Here is a 23947-nt window from a genome sequence, read left to right on the forward strand (position 1 = left end):
GAATTGGAGCGGCGCGAGCCGGTGGCTCAGCCTTTCGGAGCAGCGTTGAGCGCCGCCGCCGCGCGGATCACGGCCTGCAGCGCATCCGCATCCGGCATCTCACCCTCGCGGATGTCGATGGCGCGCCGCACGCCCGCGCCCACGGCGAGCAGGCCTGTGGGGTCGTCGATCGACGAGCCCTTCGGGAACGTGAGTTTGACTTTGTCTTTGTAGGTCTCGCCGGTGCAGATGAGGCCGCCGAGACTCCAGGTGGCAACGCCGAGCGGGTTGGTGGGCTTCTTCCACTTGGCCTCCTCGATCACGTCGGGCAGGGCCTCGACGATAAGGTTCCGGATGCGCGAGAGCGTGTCGCCGCGCCAGTCGGGATAGGCGGCGATGATCTGGTCTACCTCGGGTGATGCCATGGGATGACCTCCGTGTCTCGGCGCGTGCTGCGCCTGATCGTCATCGTAGTGAACTGCGGCATGGCTGCATCGGATGTGCGACACACCTCATCGACCGCGTGCGTGTGTCAAGTCCCCGCAGCACGCGCGTCGATCGCGCCTAGCGTCGAGCGCACACGTGCGGCACGTTCGCCGCGCGACCAAACGGAAGTGAGGCCCTTATGTCTGAACGCAACACACTCGTACGCAGCATGCACGATCTCGGACTCGCGGCCTGGTTCGGCGGCTCTCTTATGGGCGCAGTCGGCCTCAACGGCGGCGCGGCCACGGCTCAGTCGCCGGCCGAGCGACTCGCCATTTCGTCTCGAGGCTGGGCGAAATGGGCGCCCGTGCAGCTTGCCGCGGTCGTCGTGCACGGCATCGGCGGACTGGGGCTGATCGCCGGAAACAAGACGCGCCTCGTCGGTCAGCAAGAGAGCCGCACCAACACGACCATCAAACTCATGCTGACCGCGTTGGCCGGGGCCTCGGCGCTGACCTCCGGACTCCTGGGAGGGGTCATCAGCCGCCACGCGCAGGAAGGCGGCGAGGGCGTCACCGAGCCCGATGCCGGATCCTCGTCCACCCTCACCGGCGCTCAGCGAGCCCAGAAGGTATTGCAGTGGACCACACCCGTGCTCACGGCCGTTCTCATCGTGCTCGGTGCCCAACAGGGCGAGCAGCAGAGGCCCGTCGCGGGCCTGTTCGAGACGACCCTCAGGATGTTCCGCCGCTGACCGATCTCACATCTCGCGGTCGCGCTCAGACCGCGTCGAGAAACCGCGCGACGGTCGACGCGAATTCGTCTGCGCTCTCGATCTGAGGCATGTGCCCGGCATCCGCAAAGACCGTGACGGCCGCCTTGGGCAGTGCGGCACGCGCGGCCGCGAGGTGCGAGACAGGCAGGATGCGGTCGCGCCCGCCCCACATGAGCATCACGGGCCGATCGTGCGCCGCTATGCGCGACAGCAGCGTCTCGCGCCACGAACTCCTGATGCCCCGAAGGGTGCCGAGGTCTCGGGCGATGTCGAGCATGGTCTGCGAGTGCCCGGGCCGCTGCGAGAGTCGGTATGCGCGAGCGATTCGGGTGTCGGTCGCGAGCGCGGGGTCGCCGAACACCGCACGCACGGCCGCCCTCGCTGTGCCGAGTCGGGGCCGAGTGAGCGCCTCGCCGAGCAGGGGCACGGTCAGCAGCCGCAGGGCGAGCGTCACCTCCGATCCGAAGCCTGCGCTGTCGACCAGCACCAGCGCCGAGACGCGGTCGGGGTGGTCTGCGGCGAACTGCATGGCCACCGCTCCTCCGAGCGAATTGCCCACAACGGGGATGGCCTGGGTCACGCCGAGTGTGTCGAGAAAAGCGGGCAGCGCCGAGGCGAGCCGCTGCAGCGTGGCCCGGCCGGGCAGCCGCTGCGAGTACGCGAATCCCGGCAGGTCGAGGCTGTACGCCGTGTGCCGCGCCGAGAGCAGCTCGTGCTGGTCGTTCCAGTCGTCGAGACTCTGACCGATGCCGTGCAGCAGAAGCACGGCAGGCCCTTCGCCGGTCACCCGGTACCGGATGCGCCGGCCGTCGAGGGAGACGGTGGCCATGCCCGGCCGATCGAGCAGCACCCGTTGTTCGCCATCGCTCGGCCGCTCGAGACCGGGGGGCGTGCGCTCGCCGGCGAAACCGAACCGCACGGAGTCGGTCACCCGCCCGGTGCGCAGCAGCGCGAAGTCGCGCACGTAGTTCTGGTGCAGACGCCACGGCGTGCGTTCTCCCTGCTTGGGCAACGACCGGATGCTGCGCCGCACATACCCCGCCGCCAGGTCGATCAGCGGGGTGAGCTGGCCCGAGGCCACGGAGGAGTCGGCCCGGGGCGTGACGCTCAAGTAGCCGCGGCGGTCCATGAATGTCAGCAGCCGCGCGACATAGCGGGCCACGAGGTCTGCCTTCAGCGTCCACGAGGCGTTGGTGTAGCCGATCGTCATCGACATGTTGGGAACGCCGGCCAGCATCATGCCCTTGTAGGCGAGCGTCTTCGACACCTCGACGTCGCGCCCGTCGACGACCAGTCGCATCCCGCCGAGGTACAGCAGGCTCAAACCGGTGGCCGTCACGATCACGTCCGCGTCGAGGTGTCCGCCATCCACCAGATCGATTCCGTCGGGCGTGACGCGGTCGATCTGCCCGGTCACGATGTCGGCCTTGCCGCGGCGGATCGCCGAGAAGAGGTCGCCGTCGGGGATGGCGCACAGGCGTTGATCCCACGGCTCGTAGGTGGGGGTGAGGTTCGGGTCGATCGCGAAGTCTGTCGGCAGTCGTTGCGCGGCAGCCTTGCGCAGTATGCCCTTCATGGCCTCGGGTCGTCGGCGCGCGAACTGGTAGGTCAGCTGCGAGAAGCCGATGTTCTTCGCCCGCACCAGCGCGTAGGCAAGGCGCTCGGGCATCCGGCCCCGGAGGCGATCGGCGAGCCGGTCTACCGACGAGACCGAGGCGATGTAGGTGGGGGAGCGCTGCAGCATCGTGACGTGCGCGGCGCGCTCGGCCATCGACGGCACAAGCGTGACCGCGGTCGCTCCGCTGCCGATCACGACTACGCGACTGCCCGCGTAGTCGAGGTCGGCGGGCCACTGCTGCGGGTGAACCACGCGGCCCTCGAACGACTCGAGCCCCGCGATCTTTGGCGTGTAGCCCTGGTCATAGCGGTAGTAGCCAGAGCAGACCTGCAAGAACGAGCACGTCATGGTGACGGTCTCGCTCTGCGAGTTGTTCTCGGTGAATTCCCCGCTGCCCGGGGGCGTGCGCACCGCGGTGAGCGTCCAGAGCGAGTTGGCACTCGACCAGGACGCCGAGACGACACGGTGGTTGAGACGAAGAGCGGGCTCCAGCCGCTCGTCGGCGACGGTCGAGCGAATGTAGTCGCGGATGGCGTCGCCGTCGGCCAGCGCTTTCGAGTCTCTCCACGGGCGGAACGAGTAGCCGAGCGTGGACATGTCGGAATCCGAACGCACGCCCGGGTAGCGGAACAGATCCCAGGTGCCGCCCACGGAATCGCGGGATTCGAGGATCAGGAGGGTCTTGTCGGGGCAGTCGCGCTTCAGGATGCTCGCGGCTCCGATGCCGCTGAGACCCGCCCCGACAATCACCACGTCTACGTGAACCACCATGACGACCACACTACTCGACAGTGTGTCGAGTTAATCAACACCATGTCGAGAGAACTGCTAGCGTGGAGTCATGGCCGAACGATCGCGACGCGTATCCCGCCCCTCCGGCGACGACCGGCAGGAGGCGATCCTCGTCACCACCGAGGCGCTGCTGCAGTCGCGCGACTTCGACAGCCTCTCGATCGACGAGTTGGCCAAGGGTGCCGGCATATCTCGCCCGACCTTCTACTTCTACTTCGCCTCGAAAGAGGCGGTGCTGCTCGCGTTGCTCGACCGGGTGATCCGGCAGGTGGAGGCTCGCGTCGCAGCACTGTCGCGCGAGTTCGACGCCGACACTGCCTCGGCCTGGCGTCGATCGATCGCGGCGTTCGTCGAGGTCTTCTCCGAGCACCGCGCTGTCGCAACCGCCGCCATGGCCGTGCGCTCCCGCAACGCCGAGGTGCACGACCTGTGGTCGCGCTCGATGCTCAGCTGGGTCGACTACACGGCCGAGGTCATCGAGGCCGAGCGGGCCCGCGGGGCCGCCCCGCAGGGCATCCATGCTCGTGATCTCGCCGCAGCCCTCAATCTCATGAACGAACGCGTGCTGCTCGCCGCGGCGACCGGCGAGCATCCGGCCGTCACTGGCGGCGCCGAGCTCGACGTTCTCGTCGACGTGTGGGTGCGCAGCATCTACGGCGTCATTCCTACCTCTCATTAGCAAGGAGCACCACCATGCAACCCATCCAGAACGTCACTGTCATCGGCACCGGAGTGCTCGGATCGCAGATCGCGTACCAGGCCGCCTTCCACGGGTTTGCCGTGACCGCCTACGACGTGTCCGACGACGCGCTCGAGCACGCCCGCACCCGCATCGCCCAGCTGGCGCCGGTGTATGTGTCTGACAAGGTGGCCGGAGCCACGGCCGAGTCGACCGAGGCGGCGGCCAACGGCATCCGGTATTCGAGCGACATGGCCGAGGCTGTGGCCGATGCCGACCTGGTGATCGAGGCGGCGCCCGAGAGCATCGACATCAAGCGCAACCTCTACCAGCAGCTCGCCGAGGCGGCGCCGCAGAAGACGATCTTCGCCACCAACTCCTCGACGCTGCTGCCGAGTGACATCAAGGAGTTCACCGGGCGCGCCGACCGCTTTCTCGCGCTGCACTACGCGAACCAGGTCTGGCGCCAGAACACGGCCGAGATCATGGGCACGACCGATACCGACCCCGATGTCTACCGCTCGGTGGTCGACTTCGCCGAACGCAGCGGCCTCGTGCCCATCGAGCTGAAGAAAGAGAAGGCGGGCTACGTTCTCAACTCGCTGCTGGTGCCGCTGCTCAACGCCGCGGCCGGACTCGTTCTTCAGGGCATCGCCGACCCGGAGACCGTCGACAAGACCTGGCGCATCGGCACGGGTGCGCCCGTCGGGCCGTTCCAGATCTACGACGTCGTCGGCCTCACGACCGCATACAACATCGCGTCGGCGAACCCGGAGCCGGGCTCGCAGGCGTGGGCCGCGTACCTGAAGACGAACTTCATCGACCAGGGCAAGCTGGGCGTCGCGACCGGCGAGGGCTTCTACCGCTACAGCTAGGTCGTCGACTTCGGTGTGACCTCGGCAGGGCCGGCGGTGCCGCGCTTGCTGGGTGTAGCATCCAGGCGCCCGGCGAGCATGGTGCCGACCAGGCCGAGTGCGGCGGTGAGCGCGAAGACCGCGAGGAATGCGGGCGTTGTGGCGCCGAGCTTTGCGATCAGCGCACCGCCGAGGCCAGCGACTATCGCCGTCGCGAGTGTTTGCGCAAGTTGCAGGCTGGCACTGATGCGCCCCGCCGAGGTCACGGCGACGGTGGCCATGGTTGCTGCTGTCGCCGCATTGAACGCCACCCCCATGCCGACACCCGCGATGGTCCAGCCGATGATGGCCCAGCCCGGCCATACGCCGGGCAGTGCGACGGTTGCGCCCATGACGATCTCACCGATCAGCAGAGCGACGATGCCGATGCGGGTCGACCGCGAGCGTCGGCCGGGCCGTGCCGCGTCGATCCGCGCCTGAACGAACGAGCCGGCCGTCCAGGCGAGCGCCCCTGCGGCGAGACCCAGGCCTGCAAGAGTGACGTCGAGGCCATGGATCTTTGTCAGGCCGAGTGGCAGGAAGGCTTCCGAGCCGAAGTACACTCCGCAGAGAATGAAGCGGATGACGATCCCAGCCGGTGCGCCACGACGGGCTCCGAGCGTTCCCGCTGGCACAACGCGACGCAGCGCAATAGCGGCGCAGACGAGTCCCGCCGTGACGAGCGTGACCAGCAACGGGATCGCATTCATGTCTAGGCCGAACAAGATCGCACCGGTGCCGACGGCGAGAAGCATGGAGAACCAGACGGGCCCGGGGAGTGGCCGGTCGGACCGCGGCTGCGGGCTGGACAACCGGCGAGCCCCCGGCAGTACGAGTGGGAGGAGGAGGAGGGTGATGGGTGCGATCGCCCAGAAGACGATCCGCCAATCGAGGGCGGCTGCGAGCACGCCGGCGAAGACGGGGCCGAGAAGCGACGGTATCGTCCAGGCCGACGAGAGAAAAGCAAACATCACGGCCTGCAGTCGAGGCGGGTAGGCGACACCGACGAGGCTGTATGCGTAGGCCATGATCGCGCCCACACCGAGACCTTGGAGTGCGCGGGCGGCGAGAAACACGCCCCAGTCGGGCGCGAGTCCGGCGAGCAGGCATCCGACGGCGAAGACGAGGCTGCCGATGAGCACGGTTCGGGCCGGCCCTCGTCGGTCGATATCTGTGCCTGCGATGACGGTACCGACGATGTTCGCCAGCATCAGAGCCGAGAGCCCCCAGCCGTATGCGCCCAGCCCGCCCAGTTCTTCGGCTACCTCGGGCAGGATCGTGGCAATGCCGAGCGACTCGAAGGCCACGGCTCCGACGCTGGCGAGGATGCCGATGGTGAACCAACGCAACCGCGGCGCGAAAACGCCTTCCGCGCCGGTATCGGTCTCACACGTACCGCCGGCCTGTTGTGAGTTCGCATCCTGAGTCATTGGCGATCCTTCCGTTACGTTCCACACCGGAACGAAACGAATCTACGATACGATGGCTGCATGACGCAACCAGAGCAGGGTGGGACGCCGCCGTCGAGCTCGTCGCCGGCGAATCCGCCGACACCGGGCCGCCCCCGCGACGCGTCCATCGATGCACGGTCGACCGAGGCGGTCATCCAGTTGCTCGGCACTCTTCCGTACAGCGCCCTTACCCTTGACGGCGTCGCTGCGGCCGCGGGTACGAGCAAGCCGGCATTGCGGCGACGGTGGAAGAGCCTGCCCGGCGTGATCGTTCACACCTTCATCTCGGTGCTCGGCACCACGCCGACCCCAGACACCGGATGCGTGCACTGCGACCTCGTGACCGGCATCTCGAACCTGGCCGAGGCATTCGAGAGTTCTCCGATCACGCGAGCCCTGCCCGGCCTGCTGTCAGACCTTGAGAAAGATCCAGAGCTGCGGCAGCGGTTTCTGCTCGACTATTTCGAAGCGCGTCGGGCGACCACCCGCGCTGTCCTCGAGCGCGCGGTCGAGAGCGGCGACATCCGGCCCGGCATCGACATGGAGCTCACGCTCGATCTCCTCGCGGCGCCGCTCTACTATCGGGCGTTCTTCGGGCACCAGCCGATCGACGCCGTCCTCGCCGAGCGAACGGTGTTGAGCGTGCTCAACGGTGTAGCGACGGTCGAGTGGCAACGCCACCACTCGTTATGAAGCGCCGCTCGCGAGAGTGAACTGAGGCCCTACTGCCGCGGTCACGTTGTGGAGGCGTTGATGACAGCGATGACCGTCGCGTCGAGAACAGAACGGTGGCGTCCGGCCATCCACTGGGTGGCAGATCCGCGCCGGTATTCGATTAGTGTCAGGGCGTCGCTGTCGTTGCCGGCTGCGAGCGAGGTCTGATGCAGCGAGACGATTTCGACGGACTTGCCACCGGCCTCGAGGATGCGCGTGGTGGCTTCGACCACCCCGACATCGCCGAACGTCGCCGCATGCTCTGTGCCGTCCACGTTGATCCGCAGCGCGGTTCGAGTTGCGCCGCCCGCGGATGTGACGTCGAGTTCGAGAAGCTCGACGCTTGTGTTGCTCGGCGTGAGATAGCCGCGTTCGAAGATCGCGAACAGGTCTGCGGAGTCGAGTTCGAGCCCCGTGTCGTCGGTGTGCTGTTGCACGCGGCGAGAGAAATCGATCTGCAGCCTGCGGGGCATCTCGATGCCATAGTCGCGTTCGAGCAGGTAGGCGATGCCGCCTTTGCCTGATTGCGAATTGACCCGGATGACCGCCTCGTAACTGCGGCCGAGGTCTGCAGGGTCGATCGGCAGATAGGGCACCCGCCAGGGCAGCCGGTCGATGGGGATATTGGTGGCCTCCGAGCGAGCTCGATGTTCTGCGAAGCCTTTCTTGATCGCGTCTTGGTGGGTGCCCGAGAACGCGGTATGAACCAGGTCGCCGACGTAGGGGTGCCGCGGGTGGATCTCAATGCGGTTGCTGTGTTCGACGACACGGCGGATGTGGTCGATGTCGGAGAAGTCGATCATCGGATCGATGCCTTGCGCGTGCAGGTTCAGCGCCAGGGTGGCGATGTCGACGTTGCCGGTGCGTTCGCCGTTGCCGAAGATGCAGCCCTCCACCCGTTGCGCGCCGGCGAGCACGGCGAGTTCGGCGCACGCAATGCCGGTGCCGCGGTCGTTGTGGGGATGCACAGAGAGGATGACCGCGGAACGTCTGTCGAGATTGCGGTGCATGTACTCGATCTGGTCTGCGTACACGTTCGGTGTTGCTGCCTCGACGGTCGCCGGCAGGTTGAGGATCACGGGCCGATCAGTGCTGGCATCCCAGAGCGTCGTGATCGCGTTGCAGAGTTCGAGCGCGTAGTCGGGCTCGGTGAGGTTAAAGACTTCGGGTGAGAACTCGAAGCGCACGCCGTCGAGGTGTCCGGCGAAGTCGAGCACGTCTCGACCGCCGCCGAGAATCAGTTCGCGCAGCGACTCACGATCGTGGCCGAGTACGACGTCGCGCCACAGCGGCGCCGTCGCGGTGTACATGTGAATGACGACGGGGTTCCGGATGCCGCGGATCGACTCCACGGTGCGCTCGATGAGATCGCGACGGGCGGGGGTGAAAACCACGATGGTGACGTCGTCGGGAGCGAGATCGGTCTCGGCGATCAGCCGCACGAAGTCATAGTCGGTCTGTGATGCCGAGGGGTATCCGACCTCGATCTCTTTGTATCCCATCGACACCATGAGTTCGAAGAAGGCCTTCTTTCGACTCGGGTCCATCGGCTCGGCGAGCGCCTGGTTGCCGTCGCGAAGATCAACCGGAACCCAGAGCGGAGCTTCTGTCAGCCGCCGTGACGGCCACTCGCGAGTGCGGAGCGGAACGTCCACCCGGGCGAAGAGATCGTCGTATCTATTGGACGGCATCTGAGAATGGCGTTGTCGGTTCCAATGGGGTGAGGAATCCGGAACCGGCCCCGCCGGGGTCGAGAGTCGAGAGTTGGTGGTCGAGGTCACGGCGCAACGCTAACACAACTACTCAGACAAGCTGAGGAGTAAGCTGGAAAACATGAGCCCCATACAGCGCGAGTCACTCTCCGACCAGGTCGCTCGATTGCTTCTCGCTCGCATCCAGGCGGGTGAGTGGAAGATCGGACAGAAGCTGCCCGGCGAAACGACGTTGGCCCCGCAGCTGGGTGTCGGGCGCTCGACGGTGAGAGAGGCGATCCGCCAGCTGAGCGGTCAAGGCGTTCTGCTCACTCGGCAAGGCGCGGGCGTTTTTCTTCAGGCAGCTTCTCCCTCTGCCGATTGGGACGCGCTGGTGACGCGAACAAACATCGCGTCGATCCTCGAGGCGCGCATCGCCATCGAGACCGAAGCGGCAACACTCGCCGCCGAACGTCATACGCCCGATGAGTTGGATGCGATCCGCGCGGCCCTCGCGCTCCGCGACGTCGACCGCATCACGATCGAGGCCAGAGTCGACACAGACACGGCGTTCCACCGAAGTGTCGTCGTTGCGAGCCACAACGAAGTTCTGGCCGAACTCTTCGACACTTTCGCCGAGCGCAGCCGCGAGGCGATGATCCAGATGCTCGAACTCAGCGGTGAACCGGGCACCGATCACGACCAGCTCACCCATGCGCAGATCGTCGAAGCGATCGCGACTCGCGACTCGAGCGCCGCATCCGAACTCAGCCGCACTCACCTCGTCGCACTCCGCGATGGGCTCGCCTCGCACACTCGTCGCGAGTGATCCCCGAGCCTGCGCAATAGGCCGGAACCTGGCGGCTAATCAGCATCCGCGAAGGCGCTGGGGTCGCGCCGTACGCTAGTGCCCATGGAGCGCAGGCCCGGGAGGCAGCGCATCAGGGTGCCGTCGACGGCTGCGATGTGCAACAGTGCTGGCATGCCTTCTCCCCAGTCGCTCAGTGAGAGCGATCGCCGACTCGTTGCTGCCTGGGCCGCCGACTGCGCCGAGCGCGTGCTGCCTCTGTTCGAGGCGGAGGCGCCCGACGATGACCGGCCGCGGGACGGCATAGCCCGGGCGCGCGCATTCGCTCGCGGCGAGCTGGATGCGGCCGGCGAGATCCGGCGTCGCTTCGAGGCCAACCGCGCGGCCCAGGTGGTCAGCTCCCCGGCGGCGAAGGCCGCAGCGTGGTCGGCCGGACAGGCATCCGGTGTCGCTCACATGGGCGCGCACGCGCTCGGCGCGGCCGCCTACGCCGCGAAGGCTGCGGGTATCGCTGACCCGGATGCCGGTGGCCAAACTGAGATCGATTGGCAGCTCGAGCTCATGAGCGAGCCGGTGCGCGAAGCGCTGCGGCAGCTTCCCTTGCTCGGCACGGATTCGTCCGGACCGCTCGGCGCCGGACTCCTGGCATCGGGAGTTCTCGGCGAGAACATCCGGCTGCTTCAGGCGGGTCTGTAGACGGGCGCTGGGGCCAGCAGTACGTGTGCAATCACGTAGGTAGCGCGTTGGAATGTCGCACAATTTCCGGCCCTTAACCATTCAGCCGCGTCTCCAAGTGGCCGTTTACCGGCTGGGAGCAATTGTCGTAGTTGCCCTCGGTCTGAAGCTGGTCGCATCCGCACAATCTTGGACACAGGCGCGCTTCTTGCCTTCGATTTTGCTCAAGGATCAATCTAGGTAAGTTTCTTCCCTCACTACGACAACCCATGTACATTAATGGCATATCGGGAGGAGGGTGCATGGTCGACCACGGTAGAACGTTGGCACGGGCATCTGCCCCGACGCCCGCGGCGGTGTCATCCCTCTTCATCTTGTTTGCCTCTATGGGCACTACGTCCGCCGCGATTCCCGCAATGATTCCCTCTCTCGCTGCGAGTGGAACAGGCGTGCTGGGGGACTACCTTCGTGCCGTTCCAGCACTGTTCTTCGGGCTCCTTGCTGGGGTGCTGATCTCGTCCGTACTGGGAAAAAGTCTTTCGCCACGTCGGGTGACGATTCTCGGCGCAGGTATCCAGGCCGTGGGCTTCATCGCCCTATCGGTCTCATCCGTTTCAACAGTCTTTGTCGCTGTGTCCATCATTATCGGCGTCGGATTCGGGCTCGTGGAGGCGGGTGGAAGTATCCTCGCTCGCGTTTTCAGCGGAACAGGGACAGCGCGGTTGCTCTCGGCTCTCACCGGAACCGTCGCGATCGTCGCCTCAGGTGTGCCGCTTCTTCTCGCATTCACGCCCGCGGGCAGCAGGCCCGAACTCGTCTTCCTCAGCATCGGTGGCGTGCATCTAGTCGCGTTGTGCTTCGTGCTGCGCACGAACGACGGGGTATCGAATCGCAGCTCGTCTACGCCGTTTGTTGCCGAAAAAGAAGCCCTTTCCGGTCGTCAAGGAACGCGAACTCGCAGCCTTGCGAGCGTGCTTGTCCCGGTGGGTTTTTCTCTCGCTCTGTATGTAGGTGTTGAGACCGTATATTCCGGATGGTCCTCGACCATTCCATTGCTCGTGCTCAACGTGCCAGCTCAACATGCAGCTATCGGTACGTCTGTCTTCTGGCTACTTCTCGCCTCGGGGCGCTACCTGGCGACGTATCTGCTGAGCGGGTCATTGTCGCCAAGGGTGTACCTCTTGTTCTCGACATCCCTGGCGGCATGCGCCCTTGGCGTGACCGCCATGACCGTTTCCAACTATCCGGTGGCGGCGACCGTGTCGTTGGGCGTAGCGGTAATCGCTTTGGGCCCCTGTTACTCGCTCATCTTGGGCATCGGACTCAGCGGCATACCAATAGCACGCGCCCGCTGGGCGACCGGGCTGTTCGTAGCATGCGGCGCCGGGGGCGGAGCGCTCATTCCGGCAGTCGCCTTGGCCGCTGCAGACGACCCTACGAGTGCCGGAGTCTTTGCGGTCACCGGACTGCTGGCCGTTACCTCTGGCTTTCTCGTCGCGGTCATCGGCTACCGGTGGGCTCGAAGTTCCTCCGCATCTGACCATCACGACGATCGACAAACCTAAGGAGTTTCCATGGCCACCCTGCACAACGCCGAGCTGAGTCTTGCTGGCAAGACCCCGACTGCGCCGCCCTCGTGGGTCAACGCTGAATTGACCACTATGAACTCATCCATCGTTCTTCACAGCGGGGGAGGGGAGCTCGTTGGGTCTTGGCATAGCCAAGATAGCGACGAAGTCCTTGTCGTACTCGCCGGAGTTCTCGAGGTAGACACCGAAGAGGGTCCCATCACGGTGACCGCGGGATCTCTGATTCATATCAAAGAAGGGGAACCTCATCGTGTCTGCACCGAACCGGGTACAACGCTCCTGGCGTTCGAATCCGTTGGGGCGAAGAGAACGACACTGGACGGGCCCTCGAGGGCATGAGCGATCGTCTCGACGGGGTGGTCGCTCTGCTCCCCGTCTTCAACGACGCGCGTTATCTTCCTGGCTGGCTCGAAGCGGTCGCCGCGCGGGTCGGGGCAGTCGTAGCCCTCGACGATGGAAGTTCGGACGCATCCGCGTTGCTACTCGAATCCAGTCCCCTCGTAGACGTCTTGTTGCGAGTTGACCCCTCAGAAAAGCAAGGTTGGGACGAGCCCAAGAATCGTCAAAGCCTCGTCATCGCTGGGCAGTCGTTAGGCGCCGACTGGTTTGTAGCGTTTGACGCGGATGAACGCCCCGCTCGTCGATTGTGGGACGACTGGCCGCGCATGATCGCGGACGCAGATCGGACCGGGGCGATCGGAATCGATCAACCGCTCCGAGAGGTCTGGGACTCCCCGACCCAATTTCGCAACGACGGCGTATGGGGACGAAAGCGGAAAACCGCGATCTTCCGCAACCTCGGGGAGTCGCACGCTTTCGATCCCGCACGGTGGCACGGCGAGTGGTACTCGGCGCAATACATAGGAACCGACGCATTCACTCGCATCGACACGAATCTCTATCACTTGAAAATGCTGCATGCAGCTGACAGGGCCGCTCGAATGGGACGTTACAAGCAGCTCGACCCTGAGAATGCGTTTCAGTCAATCGGCTATGAATACCTTGTCGATGAGGCTGGCCTCGAGCTCGTGGAGATTACTCCCGACGCGGACTACGACGGTCGAACTGATCTGTGATGAGCCTGGCTGGCCTGCGGTATCGGAACGCTGGAGTGTTCGGTGGCACCGCCCTCGTGGTTCCACCGACCAGCACGATTGCGATCACCAGCGGGTGGGAGCCGGTCTTGGCAGGGTCGGCGATCGGCGTCATGACGGTGGCTACCGTCGTCGTCGCACCGGTATGGGGTTCCATCGACGACAGGCCGGGCGCAAAAGGGTTGTTCGGTGCTGCCGCCCTGGCAGCATCAGGGTCGTTTCTCCTCTTCATCTGTGCGGTCACGGGGTTCGATGCACGGGTGGTCATTCCGGCCCTCTGCGTCTTCGGGGCGGCGAGTGGGGGACTCGATCCGCTCGTTTCTGCTCGGATCCAGCGGTCCGGATGGATGCACGGTCTGCCGCGTATTCGCATGTTCGGTGTCGTCGGATGGTGCGGGGGCTTGGTTATATGCGCGGTGCTGTCGCTCATTGGTCTGGGCGGTGCCGTGTTCCTCGTCGCCGCCGTGGTCTTCGTCACGATCGCGGTGGTCGAGGTCTGCAGTCCAGTGCTTGTACCCGAGGCGCGAAGCCCACTCGGGAACGGAATCAGTACGCAGTCGTCATCCCCCCGCCAGTACCCGGTTCCGGGAGGACTGATCCTGTTCGTCCTGGTCGGTCTACCGATCCCCGTCTCGGCGTATTCCTATCTCATCTACTCCAGCTCGATTCTTGATCCGTTCGCTTCTCTGAGCGTGACGGTGCCATTTCTCACGCTCATCGTGCTGGCGGCACTGGAGCTGCCGATCTTCGCATTCATCGGATCCCGACTAGAAGGGCGACGGCTGGTTGTCGTCTATCTCATTGCCTTGACCCTGTTGGCCGGTTCTTGGTTGCCCGCTGTCTTTCGGCTGTCGAACGTCATCGTTGTTGCCGGACTCGTTGCGTACACAACAGCAGTCGCCCTCTGGACCGTCGCGCAAGTCTCTGCCGTCCGCGCCCTCACGTCCGATCGCAGGGCCGGGGTGGCCCACACGGTCGTTTCGGCCGCCACGAAAACGATCAGTGCCGTGCTGGCCGGCGCCGGTGTCGGGTGGCTCTTCGCCGTGTTCGGCGAGGGAAGCGTGCCAGTGGCCCTCACCCTCGCGAGCTTGTTCGGACTGCTTTTGCTGTGTCTGGCCACCGTTGTCTTCCCGGGCATTCGCTCGGCAAGAATCCCCTGCAAAACAAGTGAAAGGAAAGACCATGTCAACAGTGATCGATGACATTCTCGGCACGAGCAGTGTCTCCAGCTCCCTCGCGGAACGCGACAGGCGATACGTCGCACGGCCCACCACCAGGATTCCTGTGGCTGTCGAGGGCGGGGAGGGGGCCTACCTGATCGATGCGGACGGACGCCGCTTGCTCGATCTAACGTCGGGTTGGAACGTGGCCAACACGGGCTGGAATCACCCGCGTGTTATCGCTGCATTAGCAGCTCAGGCGTCTCAAATGCCGTTCGCGCCGCCGTGGTGCACTCACGACGGTCGTTCACGCGTCGCAGAGAGATTGAACGAGCTTCTCGGAGGAGGGTACAAGGCACTGTGCGGAGCGACCGGTAGCGAGGCTGTCGAAGCCGCCCTCAAGGTGGCTCGCCGGGCAACTGGGCGACAGGCGGTGGTTGGTTTTACACAGGCGTATCACGGTGGCACGCTCGGCGCGATGCAAGCGGGCGGCGTACCTGAACTTCAGGGCATTGATGTACCCGCGACCGAGTATCACCGTCACGTCCCGATCCCCGACGCGCTGCGTGCACAGGGCCGAGACTATGCGAGTCTCGTTCGCGAGAGTCTGAGGGCGACACCGGAACCCGCCGCCATTCTCCTCGAGTCTGTCTTTACGAACCCTGGCGTCATCTCTGGCGACGACGCTTTCTATCGCGCAGTTCAAGAGGGGGCGCGCGAAGTCGGAGCCCTCGTGATCGTCGACGAAGTGGGAACGGGCTTCGGCCGCACCGGTCGAGATTTCGGATATCAGCATCGAGGCCTCGACCCGGACATTGTGGTCGTAGCGAAGGCTCTGACATCGGGAGCTGTCCCGATGGCTGGTGCTCTCATACGCGACGAGCTCGCAAGTGCCGTTGCCGGGCCCGGCTTCTCATCCACCTTCGGGTGGACACCCATCGCATGTGCGGCGGCCCTTGCATCACTCGACGTCATTCGAGACGAAGGGTTGACCGAACGCGCGGCAGTTCTCGGCGAGCGCGCCATCGAGCGCCTCTCTCCCCTCGTAGCCGAGGTGCAGGCCGTTGCCGACGTTCGGGGCCTCGGCCTCGAGCTCGGTATCGAATTCACTGACGCCGAGGGTCGCCCATTCGCTCGGCCACCGATGGAGAACCTCACAAGTCGGCTACTGCGCCGAGGTATCTTCGCCGAGCCATCGGCCTACACCTCCACGCTTTTGCTCATGCCCCCACTCGTCATCAGCGACGAGCAGTGGATGGGCGCTCTCGATGCCATCGCCGAAGAGATCCTTGACATGGATCGGGCGGGAGAGTGGAAATGAGCAGCCCGACTGTAGCTGTTATCGGAGTTGGAGCGATGGGGGGTCCGCTCGCCTTGCATCTCATCGAGCGCGGCCTGTCCGTCTGGGCCTACGATGCGGATTCAACAAAAGTGGATGCGATCGTCGAGGCCGGGGGGACACGGCTATCCGACCTCGGCTCTGTACGACGTGTCGCGGACTGGATCGTCTTGTCGCTTCCGGGGCCCGCGGAGGTGGCCGCGACCGTCGATCAGATTCTGGCCGGTGGCGGAGATGTCACTCGTGGCATTCTCGATTTGACGTCGAGCGAGCCTTCCACGAGTCGTGAGTTGCACGGCCAGGCGGCCCGGAGTTCCCTGCGCTACTTGGATGCTGGCGTGTTGGGCAACCCTCCTCTTGCCCGGACAGGGTCTCTCATTCTGCTGCTCGGAGGAGGAGGCGACGAGATCGACTGGTACGGAGAGATTCTCGAGCTTGTCTCGCGATCGCAGTTCGCGCTCGGCACGCCCGGTGCTGGGCACGCGGCGAAGCTCGCGGCCAACGAGCTGTTCACAGCCCAAGTCGCAGCCATGGCCGAAGCGCTCACCGTGCTCGACGGAATCGATGCGGACACGACCGTCTTCCTTGATGCAATCGCGTCGACAGGGGGTCGAGGCGTGGGGCTCTCGGACATCGGGAGAACGATGATCGGTGACCCGCCGCCCGCCGGCTTTGCCTTGCGCCTGGCAGCGAAGGATGTGCGGCTGCTCAGCGAGCTGGCCACAGAGCTGAACCTCGATCTGCCTGTCGTCACCGGATTGGCCTCGCTCTATGGTGCGGCTGCCGAAGCCACTCCTGCCGAGGACTACACCCGCGTGTATCAGCATCTGACAGGTAGGGGGGCTCAGGCGAGTGAATGATTCGCCGTTGGCTTTCGTCGGCCAATACGGAGGTCTCATCCTGGACATGGACGGGGTCATCGTAGATACACCCGCCCTGCACCGCCGGGTCTGGTCGGAGTTCGTCAATACTGCACCTTGGCCAGAGGTGCGAGAGTACCGTCCTGGCGCCGCTGGCCGACGATCGAAAGACGTGCTTACCGAACTTCTCGGCGAGCGTCTCAGCGACGACGAGATAGACGATGTCGTGGCCGGTCTCCACACGAAGTTCCTTCACCTCGCGGCATCAGAGGACAGAGTGTTTCCGGCGATGAGGTCTTTCATTCGTTCGGCCTCAGGGAGGATTCCGCTTGCTATTGCCACGAGTGCCCCTGGGCATGTTGTGCGAGGCCTCCTCGGTGAGCTTGTTGATTCCGTCGATGTCACCATTACGAGCGATGATTGCCGCGCGGGTAAGCCGAATCCAGAGGTGTATCTGCGAGCGAGGAGGGCAATGGGCCTCGAGCAACGCAATGTGCTCGTCGTGGAGGACACCGGCATCGGTGTTCGAGCTGGGGTCGCCGCGGATTGTGACGTCTGGGCTATTGCCGTGAGTCCAGATGCGGCATCGGCCTGCCATGAGGCCGGGGCGTCTGTAATGGCTCGGGGTGCAGCACAGATGGCATCGATCCTTGCTCTGCAGCTCCAGGTGTCCTAATGCGCTTCGCCTAGACCTCGAACATCGCTGAAGACGGGGCTGCCACTGTGGGGCCTCGTCTTCAGGGGTTGTGACGGTTCGAGCTTTTTTCGCTCACTGCCGCGTACGTCTTTCTCAGTGCATCTACTGATTTGTCGTAGTCAGCTTGAGCTACACCGACGAAGAGGCAGTCGGCGACCATCAGTTGGGCAATACGACTACCGAGGGCACCCGAGCGGAAGGCGGTTTCGCGCGCTGTCGTGCGCAGCACGATGTCGGCTCCGCGCGCCAGTTCGGATTGCTGGTGATTGGTGATCGCAATGGTGGTCGCGCCGGTCTGACGCGCGATGCGCAAAAACTCGATGGTGTCCATCGTGGCTCCCGAATGTGAGATGGCGATGGCGACGGCTCCCGGGTCGAGTACCGCGGCCGCGGTCCACGCGGCGTGCGATTCCGGCCATTCGAGTGCGATGCGACCGATGCGGGACAGCTTTCGCTGCAGATCGAGTGCAACGATTGCGCTCGCGCCGACGCCATAGAGATCCACCCGACCGGCTCGCGCGATCGCGGCAACTGCACGCTTCAACTCGTCGACATCGAGGAAGTTGGCGGTATCCGCAATAGAGAGGGATTCGTTAGCGGCTATCTTCGCCACGATGTCCTCGATTGCGTCAGTGGGAGAGATGTCTGACGCGGGAGCGTGTGCCTCCGCCAATGCCAGCCGTTCGCGCAGATTCTGCTGGGTGAGATCATGACGAAAGTCTTTGAAACGCTCATACCCGATGCGGCGGGTGAATCGCACCACTGTGGTCGTGGACGTTTGAGCAATGCTCGCAAGCTCGCCGATCGAACGCGTCGCCGAGGACTCAGGATCCGCCAAAATCGTCTCTGCGATTCGGCGTTCGGATGGACGGAGTTCGGGAAGATGGGCACGAACTTCGGTCAGAACCGAGCGCGATGCAGGCCGGACAGTCTCTAGAGCCACGCTCGCCTCCTTTCAAGTAGGTTCAGCGTACCCGGGGCGCCCAGTCGGCCCCTGGTCTGAGGAATTAAGTTACGTAGTCGAAACAAATCATGTATATTTGTGTCCTAGGCTCGTCCGCAACGTCGCGGTCACAGAAGTGTCCCGGCGCCCATTGCTTCATTCGACATTCCTCTTGGAGGCACTTCATGGCACTGTTCTCCCTTTCTCGAAGCAGAACTACGGTGGCTCTCGGGCTGACCGCTGTTGCTGCAATTGCTCTCTCAGGCTGTTCGCCGGCGTCACCGAACACTGATAGCGACGACACAGAGGGCACGCTTGTCGTGGGCGTCACGACTGACGTAGACACCCTGCTGCCCTGGAGCGCGACGCAGTTTCAAGCGATCAATGTCTTGCAGAACACGTACGGTACCCTCACCGAATTTGACGCGGACTTGAACGTCGTTCCCGGACTGGCCGACTCGTGGGATGTTTCTGAAGATGGGCTCTCCCTTGTCTTCCATTTACGCGAGGGTGTTGTGTTCTCCGACGGCTCGGCGTTCGACGCAGATGACGTTGTGGCGTCATACGACACCATTCGAGACCCTCAGAGCGCATCCATCTCCGCAGCGAACTTCGCGGCAGTCGAGTCGATCGCGGCGACAGACCCGAAGACGGTCACGATGACGCTCACTGCCGCTGACGCGGCTCTGCCGTCGAAGCTCGCTCCTATCACCACTGCGATCTTGCCGTCCGACGTCGATCTGGCCGCGGCGGAAAAGACGCCGGTCGGCACGGGCGCGTTCACCTTCGAGAGCCGTAAAGCCAATGAGTCCCTCACTCTGAAGGCGAATCCGCAATTCTGGGGCGGTGAGCCGAAGATCGCGGCCGTCGAATTTCGAGTAATCCCAGATGATGCCGCCATCGTTGCTGCTCTCCAATCCGGCAACGTGCAGATGGCCGTTTTTGACGACGCGCTCGTCGCGGACACCGTCGGCGCACCCGTCACGATCGACGAGACGCCGCAGCTCAGCTACCACGCTCTCCAACTCAATTCACGGGACGCAGCCCTGAGCGACGTGAACGTGCGTCTCGCGATCTCCTGTGCGATTGACCGTCAGGAAGTACTCGATACTGCGGCCCTCGGCGAAGGGGAGGTCACCGGACCCATCACTTCTCCCGCCTTCCGCTCCGACCCAGATGAACGGCCATGCCCTGAGGTCGACGGAGACAAGGCGAAAAAGTACCTGCAGTCGGCCGGCGTCGACAACCTCACGCTGAAGGCAATCGTCATGCAGGGCGGCTATTCGACGGCGGTGGCTGAGGCCGAGAACATTCAGGCGCAGCTCGCGAAGGTCGGCATCACGCTAGAGCTCGAAGTGCTGGAATCTGGCGCTTATGTGGATCGTTGGGTCGCCGGAGACTTCCAGTTGGCAGTTGCCCTGAACGGTGGGCAGCCCGACCCTGACGCATCGTACGGTCGCTATTTCACGAGCACCGGCAATCTGAATGCCGTGGCTGGATACAGCTCGCCGGCGCTGGATGGGTTGTTCGCAGCCGGCCGCGCCAGCAACGATCTCGACGAACGAACGGAGATCTATAGCGAGATCGCCGCGGAACTCGAGGACCAGGCTGCTTGGGTGTGGCTGTTCACGAGCTTCAATTACACGGCGACCGCTGCGGGGGTCGACGGGTTCACTCCAATGGCCAATGGCTCAATGCAGTTTCTGCGCGACGTCACCCTGACCTGATTACCGACATCGTTCCGGTCGGCGCTATCGCAATCTGCGTCGACCGGAACGAAGGAGAACTATGATCCATCGCATTCGACAATCGGTCGGGTTCCGTCGTCTCGGCGGGGCGCTTCTCACCCTGTTCGGCGTCGCCGTCGCTGTCTTCTTCATGCTGCGTGCTCTACCCGGCGACCAGATCACTGCCTCGTTCGGAACCGAGGCCGCCGCACTCAGCGCCGACCAGAAGGCGTCTCTCGAGGCGTATTACGGACTTGACCAGCCTCTGATCGGGCAATTCTTCACGTGGCTGGGTTCCATCGTCACTGGCAACCTCGGATACTCTGCCCGCTCGCAACAGAGTGTCCTCGAGATGACGGCATCAGCGTTGCCGGTCACCCTGGAACTCGCCGTTCTCTCGCTCATGATCGCGGTACTCATCGGTGTGCCGGTCGGCATGCTCGCTGCCTCGAAGCCGAACGCGCTGAGAGACTGGATAGGGCAGGGTTTCGGGCTCGCCGGTCTCGGCATCCCCGCGTTCTTCCTCTCCACCGCGTTACTCGCCGTGGCAGCCTCGAGTTTTGGTTTCAACCCGAACGGTCAGGGATACGCGACCCTCTTCACGGACCCTCTGTTGAACCTTCAACAAATGGCGCTGCCGGCCTTCGTCCTCGGGTTCGGAATCTCAGCTCCCATCATGCGAACAACGCGCACAGCAGTGCTCGAAGTGCGCACGCTGGACTTCATCAGGACGGCTCGCGCAAAAGGCGTTCCGCCGCGACGCTTGCAATGGCACCACGTACTGCGCACAGCCCTCGTTCCCATCGTCACCATGTCAGGCCTGCAGTTCGGGTACCTCCTCGGAGGAGCGGTCGTCGTGGAGCAGATTTTCTCCCTCCCTGGAATAGGCCGTCAGGTCCTGCTCGGAATCAATCAGTTCGAATACGCAGTGGTGCAAAGCACCGTGCTCGTCATCGCTGTCATTTTCGTCATCGTCAATCTGCTGACGGACCTTCTTTACCGTCGAATCGACCCGAGAGTGCGTGCCGCATGACCGCCGCGTCTACCAAATCCCTCCTCGTTCCGGCAACAGCTGCGAGGCGGCCAGGTTCCCGAACGGGCGGTCGGCTCTTTCGCAACCCGAGTGGCGCTGCGGGCAGCGTCGTGCTTCTGCTTCTACTGGTGCTCGCGGTTGTGTCGGTCTTGGGCCTTCTGCCCTTCGACCCGGCAGTTCAGGATCGAACCGCCCGTCTCCAGGCACCCGACGCATCACATTGGTTCGGAACCGACCAGTTCGGGCGTGACATTTTCTCGCGCGTGGCCTCGGGCGTCGCCAACTCGGCCGTCGTGGCTCTTGTGGCAGTGGCCGTCGCCACCGTGGTCGGCACGATCGCCGGAGTGGTGGCCGGCTTTCTTCGAGGGGTGACCGACATCGCGATCGGAGGTGTCACGAATGTGCTGTTCGCCTTCCCGCCCCTCCTCCTGGCGCTCACGCTCGCATCGGTCTTTCAGCGAAACTGGTTCACCGTCGCCATCGCCATCGCGGTCGTCTACACGCCTATCTTTGTGCGTGTCACTCGCGGGCCAGTACTCACCCTGCGGGAAGTTGACTACGTTTCTGCTGCGCGTGCAACGGGAATGCGCGCTTCGAGCATCATGCTCCGGCATGTTCTTCCGAATATCACCGGCATCCTCATCGTTCAGATCACGCTGTCCCTCTCGTGGGCTGTGCTCACCGAGGCATCGCTGAGCTTCCTCGGATTGGGCACCCCACCGCCAGCCGCGTCGCTCGGCTCGATGATCTTCGATGCGCGCACCCTCGTGTCTGTCGCGCCATGGACTCTTTTCGCGCCTGGCATCGTCTTGATCCTGCTCGTGGTGGGCCTCAACCTCCTCGGAGACGGTCTTCGTGACGCGCTCGATCCGACCGGGAGGCGAAGCCGATGAGCACGTTCAATTCGAAGGTCGCGCTCAAGGGCCTGACCACGGAGGCCGTGGATCAGCGATTTGCCGACATCGACCGGATGCCCGTCGCTCAGCTAGCGGCGCTCATGAACGAAGCGGACAGCGCGGTTCCAACTGCCGTGCAAGCGGCCCTGCCTCAAATCGTGCCGGCTTTGGAGGCAGCTTCGACACGCATGCAGTCCGGCGGACGTCTGCTCTATGTCGGTGCCGGCACGCCCGGTCGAATAGGCGTGCTCGACGCCGCCGAGTGCCCTCCCACATTCTCTTCACCACCCGAGCAGGTCTTCGCCGTGATGGCTGGTGGACCCGCCGCCGTCGTGGGTGCCGTCGAGGGTGCCGAGGACGATGCGATTGCTGGAGCTGCAGCGATGGACGCGGCTCATGTCGGACCCGTGGACACGGTGATTGGAATCACATCGAGCGGACGCACCCCGTTTGTCGTCGGCGCCGTGCGTCGCGCCCGTGAACTTGGTGCCCTCGGAATCGGGCTGTCCTGCAATCCCGGATCCGAGTTGAGCGTGGTGGCAGAACATGGAATCGAGGTCGTCGTCGGTCCCGAATTCATCAGTGGTTCCACCCGCTTGAAATCGGGCACGGCGCAGAAGCTCGTGCTCAACATGTTCAGCACGATCGTGATGGTACGTCTCGGCAAGACGTACGGCAACTTGATGGTCGATGTGCGTGCATCGAACGGCAAGCTACGCGAGCGTGCGGTGACGATAGTGCGCACCATCACAGGAGCTGATCGCGAAAAGGCAGTCTCGGCCCTGACCCAGGCAGACGGCGAGGTCAAAGTCGCTGTCGTGGCAATACGCCGTGGTGTCGATGCCGCGGCGGCACGATCAATCCTCGAATCGACGAACGGGCGCTTGCGCCCCATTATGGAAGGTCGTGCATAGTGCGCATCCTCGGTCTTATCTCTGGCACCTCTCACGACGGTATCGACGCCGCCGTGGTGGACTTCAGCATGAGCGGCGACGTGCTCAAAGCACGCGTCCTGCACCAGAACTCGACCCCCTACGATTCGGTCCTGCGCTCACGGCTGCTCGCGGCGCTACCGCCGGCCGAGTGTGACATGGCCGAGTTCGCGCAGCTCGACACCCTTATCGGACAGGCATTTGCGGATGCTGCGGTGACGGCGATCGAGGCAGGCGGGGACGTCGACCTCATCGTCTCGCATGGGCAAACGGTCTTTCATTGGGCAGATGGGCCTCGTGTGCTCGGCACCCTCCAGATCGGCCAGCCCGCATGGATCGCCGAGCGTACAGGCAGTCCTGTGCTCGGCGACATCCGTGTGCGAGACGTCGCAGCCGGCGGCCAGGGTGCTCCGCTCGCGTCAACAATCGATGCACTCCTCCTGGCGGGGCGTGAAGGGCGCCCTGCCGCGTTGAACCTCGGTGGCATCTCGAACGTGACAGTCCTCGACGAGCGTGGTCGTGCGACCGCTTGGGATATCGGGCCGGCGAATGCTCTGATGGACGCGGTCGTTGTGGACCGATCGGCTCATCCCCGTGGATTCGACGCGGACGGTTTGCTTGCCGCCGAGGGCACTGTCGATGGCGCGCTGCTCAACCGACTCCTCGACGAACCGTACTATGCCCTCCCCGCGCCGAAGAGTACGGGCAAAGAGCTCTTCCATCTCGGATACCTCGAGGACGCCCTCCGAGCGCATGCAGCGCCGGTCTCCACGGTCGATCTGCTCGCGACACTGGCGGAGCTGACCGTGCAGACGGTGGCGGATGCCTTGTCGGCTGCGGGCGCGAGCGAGGTTTTCGTCTCGGGTGGCGGCGCGAGAAACCCCGTGCTCATGGCCGGTCTCGCTGCTGCACTACCCGGTGTTCACGTGACAACGACCGCTGTGCTCGGCGTCGGCGCAGACGAGAAGGAGGCCGTTCTCATGGCACTCGTCGGCTGGTTGGCGTGGCATGGGCTTCCCGGCAACGTGCCCAGTGCGACTGGAGCATCTGGCCACCGCTTGCTTGGCTCGTTCTCCCCGGGTGCCTTCCCGCTGCATCTGCCCGAACCTCGTCGAGCTCCTACAAGCCTTCGGTTCGATTCCATGGGCCGCACGCCGTGATGGGGAGAGAAATCAC

Annotated in this window: 23 protein-coding genes; 18 read left to right on the plus strand and 5 right to left on the minus strand. The window is 64.3% G+C overall.

The genetic code is table 11. From position 1 onward, the window contains the following. Positions 1 to 26: 26 nt before the first annotated feature. On the minus strand, positions 27 to 404 hold the full coding sequence (locus ASF79_RS15650; protein WP_055857272.1) for a DUF1801 domain-containing protein: 378 nt from the start codon (positions 402 to 404) through the stop codon (positions 27 to 29). A gap of 200 nt (positions 405 to 604) precedes the next feature. On the opposite strand from ASF79_RS15650, the gene ASF79_RS15655 reads away from it, so the two are divergent. Then, positions 605 to 1159 (plus strand): hypothetical protein, encoded by a 555-nt coding sequence (locus ASF79_RS15655; protein WP_055856713.1) that lies wholly within the window; start codon positions 605 to 607, stop codon positions 1157 to 1159. A 25-nt stretch (positions 1160 to 1184) separates the two neighbouring features. Here ASF79_RS15655 and ASF79_RS17750 read toward each other — a convergent pair whose 3' ends face one another. Beyond that, positions 1185 to 3569, minus strand: a complete 2385-nt coding sequence (locus tag ASF79_RS17750) for an alpha/beta fold hydrolase (protein WP_156366294.1) — start codon at positions 3567 to 3569, stop codon at positions 1185 to 1187. Between the two features lie 70 nt (positions 3570 to 3639). Between ASF79_RS17750 and ASF79_RS15665 the strand changes: the two genes are divergently transcribed. Further along, on the plus strand, positions 3640 to 4269 hold the full coding sequence (locus tag ASF79_RS15665; protein ID WP_055856715.1) for a TetR/AcrR family transcriptional regulator: 630 nt from the start codon (positions 3640 to 3642) through the stop codon (positions 4267 to 4269). Positions 4270 to 4283: 14 nt separating this feature from the next. Beyond that, complete coding sequence (locus ASF79_RS15670) at positions 4284 to 5144, plus strand: 3-hydroxyacyl-CoA dehydrogenase (protein WP_055856719.1); 861 nt, start codon at positions 4284 to 4286, stop codon at positions 5142 to 5144. Here the strand turns inward: ASF79_RS15670 and ASF79_RS15675 are convergent. Then, positions 5141 to 6511, minus strand: coding sequence for an MFS transporter (locus tag ASF79_RS15675; protein ID WP_235500790.1), 1371 nt, complete (start codon positions 6509 to 6511; stop codon positions 5141 to 5143). The genes ASF79_RS15670 and ASF79_RS15675 overlap by 4 nt on opposite strands. A gap of 141 nt (positions 6512 to 6652) precedes the next feature. Between ASF79_RS15675 and ASF79_RS15680 the strand changes: the two genes are divergently transcribed. Beyond that, positions 6653 to 7306, plus strand: a complete 654-nt coding sequence (locus ASF79_RS15680) for a TetR-like C-terminal domain-containing protein (RefSeq protein ID WP_055856726.1) — start codon at positions 6653 to 6655, stop codon at positions 7304 to 7306. Positions 7307 to 7347: 41 nt separating this feature from the next. Here ASF79_RS15680 and ASF79_RS15685 read toward each other — a convergent pair whose 3' ends face one another. Further along, positions 7348 to 9018 carry a 2-isopropylmalate synthase gene (locus ASF79_RS15685; RefSeq protein WP_082495980.1) on the minus strand — a complete coding sequence of 557 codons (1671 nt, stop codon included), beginning with the start codon at positions 9016 to 9018 and terminating at the stop codon, positions 7348 to 7350. A 142-nt stretch (positions 9019 to 9160) separates the two neighbouring features. Between ASF79_RS15685 and ASF79_RS15690 the strand changes: the two genes are divergently transcribed. The 9 genes from ASF79_RS15690 to ASF79_RS15730 all read left to right on the plus strand — a co-directional run bounded on the left by ASF79_RS15690 (position 9161) and on the right by ASF79_RS15730 (position 17219). Beyond that, the gene (locus ASF79_RS15690; protein WP_055856732.1) at positions 9161 to 9847 is read left to right on the plus strand and encodes a FadR/GntR family transcriptional regulator; all 687 of its coding nucleotides are present in this window, start codon (positions 9161 to 9163) and stop codon (positions 9845 to 9847) included. Between the two features lie 153 nt (positions 9848 to 10000). Then, the gene (locus ASF79_RS15695) at positions 10001 to 10522 is read left to right on the plus strand and encodes a putative immunity protein (protein WP_055856736.1); all 522 of its coding nucleotides are present in this window, start codon (positions 10001 to 10003) and stop codon (positions 10520 to 10522) included. A 281-nt stretch (positions 10523 to 10803) separates the two neighbouring features. Continuing rightward, positions 10804 to 12066 (plus strand): MFS transporter, encoded by a 1263-nt coding sequence (locus ASF79_RS15700; protein ID WP_156366296.1) that lies wholly within the window; start codon positions 10804 to 10806, stop codon positions 12064 to 12066. 9 nt (positions 12067 to 12075) lie between these two features. Beyond that, positions 12076 to 12429, plus strand: coding sequence for a cupin domain-containing protein (locus ASF79_RS17225; protein WP_082495981.1), 354 nt, complete (start codon positions 12076 to 12078; stop codon positions 12427 to 12429). Further along, a complete protein-coding gene (locus ASF79_RS15705) occupies positions 12426 to 13166 on the plus strand; it encodes a glycosyltransferase family 2 protein (protein WP_055856742.1) in 741 nt (246 codons plus the stop codon). Before ASF79_RS17225 ends, ASF79_RS15705 begins: the two co-directional genes overlap by 4 nt. A 389-nt stretch (positions 13167 to 13555) precedes the next feature. After that, positions 13556 to 14386 carry a hypothetical protein gene (locus ASF79_RS15710; protein ID WP_156366297.1) on the plus strand — a complete coding sequence of 277 codons (831 nt, stop codon included), beginning with the start codon at positions 13556 to 13558 and terminating at the stop codon, positions 14384 to 14386. After that, positions 14367 to 15665 carry a class-III pyridoxal-phosphate-dependent aminotransferase gene (locus ASF79_RS17230; protein ID WP_082495982.1) on the plus strand — a complete coding sequence of 433 codons (1299 nt, stop codon included), beginning with the start codon at positions 14367 to 14369 and terminating at the stop codon, positions 15663 to 15665. The genes ASF79_RS15710 and ASF79_RS17230 overlap by 20 nt, the downstream gene beginning before the upstream one ends. Next, positions 15662 to 16543: an NAD(P)-dependent oxidoreductase gene (locus tag ASF79_RS15725; protein ID WP_082495983.1), complete on the plus strand. Its 882-nt coding sequence runs from the start codon at positions 15662 to 15664 to the stop codon at positions 16541 to 16543. The genes ASF79_RS17230 and ASF79_RS15725 overlap by 4 nt, the downstream gene beginning before the upstream one ends. 46 nt (positions 16544 to 16589) lie before the next feature. Beyond that, positions 16590 to 17219, plus strand: a complete 630-nt coding sequence (locus tag ASF79_RS15730; RefSeq protein WP_235500811.1) for an HAD family hydrolase — start codon at positions 16590 to 16592, stop codon at positions 17217 to 17219. Positions 17220 to 17280: 61 nt separating this feature from the next. On the opposite strand, the gene ASF79_RS15735 is transcribed toward ASF79_RS15730, so the two are convergent. Beyond that, positions 17281 to 18183: a MurR/RpiR family transcriptional regulator gene (locus tag ASF79_RS15735; RefSeq protein ID WP_055856761.1), complete on the minus strand. Its 903-nt coding sequence runs from the start codon at positions 18181 to 18183 to the stop codon at positions 17281 to 17283. A 185-nt stretch (positions 18184 to 18368) separates the two neighbouring features. Here ASF79_RS15735 and ASF79_RS15740 point away from each other — a divergent pair, with 185 nt between their 5' ends. From ASF79_RS15740 to ASF79_RS15760, 5 genes are all read left to right on the plus strand, one after another. Continuing rightward, complete coding sequence (locus ASF79_RS15740) at positions 18369 to 19910, plus strand: ABC transporter substrate-binding protein (protein WP_055856765.1); 1542 nt, start codon at positions 18369 to 18371, stop codon at positions 19908 to 19910. A 61-nt stretch (positions 19911 to 19971) separates the two neighbouring features. Beyond that, the gene (locus ASF79_RS15745) at positions 19972 to 20943 is read left to right on the plus strand and encodes an ABC transporter permease (RefSeq protein WP_055856767.1); all 972 of its coding nucleotides are present in this window, start codon (positions 19972 to 19974) and stop codon (positions 20941 to 20943) included. Then, positions 20940 to 21836 (plus strand): ABC transporter permease, encoded by an 897-nt coding sequence (locus ASF79_RS15750; RefSeq protein WP_055856770.1) that lies wholly within the window; start codon positions 20940 to 20942, stop codon positions 21834 to 21836. The genes ASF79_RS15745 and ASF79_RS15750 overlap by 4 nt, the downstream gene beginning before the upstream one ends. Continuing rightward, the gene (gene murQ, locus ASF79_RS15755; protein WP_055856772.1) at positions 21833 to 22753 is read left to right on the plus strand and encodes an N-acetylmuramic acid 6-phosphate etherase; all 921 of its coding nucleotides are present in this window, start codon (positions 21833 to 21835) and stop codon (positions 22751 to 22753) included. Before ASF79_RS15750 ends, murQ begins: the two co-directional genes overlap by 4 nt. Beyond that, positions 22753 to 23931 (plus strand): anhydro-N-acetylmuramic acid kinase, encoded by a 1179-nt coding sequence (locus ASF79_RS15760; RefSeq protein WP_055856775.1) that lies wholly within the window; start codon positions 22753 to 22755, stop codon positions 23929 to 23931. The genes murQ and ASF79_RS15760 overlap by 1 nt, the downstream gene beginning before the upstream one ends. The last annotated feature ends 16 nt before the right edge of the window (positions 23932 to 23947 follow it).

It is taken from the genome of Agreia sp. Leaf335 (assembly GCF_001423605.1).
Lineage (GTDB): Bacteria > Actinomycetota > Actinomycetes > Actinomycetales > Microbacteriaceae > Agreia.

Coding starts and splice junctions, on each gene's coding strand:
- ASF79_RS15670 (WP_055856719.1), top strand. CDS start 4,284: ATGCAACCCATCCAGAACGTCACTGTCATCGGCACCGGAGTGCTCGGA.
- ASF79_RS15690 (WP_055856732.1), top strand. CDS start 9,161: ATGAGCCCCATACAGCGCGAGTCACTCTCCGACCAGGTCGCTCGATTG.
- ASF79_RS17225 (WP_082495981.1), top strand. CDS start 12,076: ATGGCCACCCTGCACAACGCCGAGCTGAGTCTTGCTGGCAAGACCCCG.
- ASF79_RS15730 (WP_235500811.1), top strand. CDS start 16,590: ATGGACGGGGTCATCGTAGATACACCCGCCCTGCACCGCCGGGTCTGG.
- ASF79_RS15685 (WP_082495980.1), bottom strand. CDS start 9,018: ATGCCGTCCAATAGATACGACGATCTCTTCGCCCGGGTGGACGTTCCG.
- ASF79_RS15740 (WP_055856765.1), top strand. CDS start 18,369: ATGGCACTGTTCTCCCTTTCTCGAAGCAGAACTACGGTGGCTCTCGGG.
- ASF79_RS15680 (WP_055856726.1), top strand. CDS start 6,653: ATGACGCAACCAGAGCAGGGTGGGACGCCGCCGTCGAGCTCGTCGCCG.
- ASF79_RS15700 (WP_156366296.1), top strand. CDS start 10,804: ATGGTCGACCACGGTAGAACGTTGGCACGGGCATCTGCCCCGACGCCC.
- ASF79_RS15665 (WP_055856715.1), top strand. CDS start 3,640: ATGGCCGAACGATCGCGACGCGTATCCCGCCCCTCCGGCGACGACCGG.
- ASF79_RS15745 (WP_055856767.1), top strand. CDS start 19,972: ATGATCCATCGCATTCGACAATCGGTCGGGTTCCGTCGTCTCGGCGGG.
- ASF79_RS17230 (WP_082495982.1), top strand. CDS start 14,367: ATGTCAACAGTGATCGATGACATTCTCGGCACGAGCAGTGTCTCCAGC.
- ASF79_RS15710 (WP_156366297.1), top strand. CDS start 13,556: ATGTTCGGTGTCGTCGGATGGTGCGGGGGCTTGGTTATATGCGCGGTG.
- ASF79_RS15750 (WP_055856770.1), top strand. CDS start 20,940: ATGACCGCCGCGTCTACCAAATCCCTCCTCGTTCCGGCAACAGCTGCG.
- ASF79_RS15695 (WP_055856736.1), top strand. CDS start 10,001: ATGCCTTCTCCCCAGTCGCTCAGTGAGAGCGATCGCCGACTCGTTGCT.
- ASF79_RS17750 (WP_156366294.1), bottom strand. CDS start 3,569: ATGGTGGTTCACGTAGACGTGGTGATTGTCGGGGCGGGTCTCAGCGGC.
- ASF79_RS15705 (WP_055856742.1), top strand. CDS start 12,426: ATGAGCGATCGTCTCGACGGGGTGGTCGCTCTGCTCCCCGTCTTCAAC.
- murQ (WP_055856772.1), top strand. CDS start 21,833: ATGAGCACGTTCAATTCGAAGGTCGCGCTCAAGGGCCTGACCACGGAG.
- ASF79_RS15650 (WP_055857272.1), bottom strand. CDS start 404: ATGGCATCACCCGAGGTAGACCAGATCATCGCCGCCTATCCCGACTGG.
- ASF79_RS15725 (WP_082495983.1), top strand. CDS start 15,662: ATGAGCAGCCCGACTGTAGCTGTTATCGGAGTTGGAGCGATGGGGGGT.
- ASF79_RS15655 (WP_055856713.1), top strand. CDS start 605: ATGTCTGAACGCAACACACTCGTACGCAGCATGCACGATCTCGGACTC.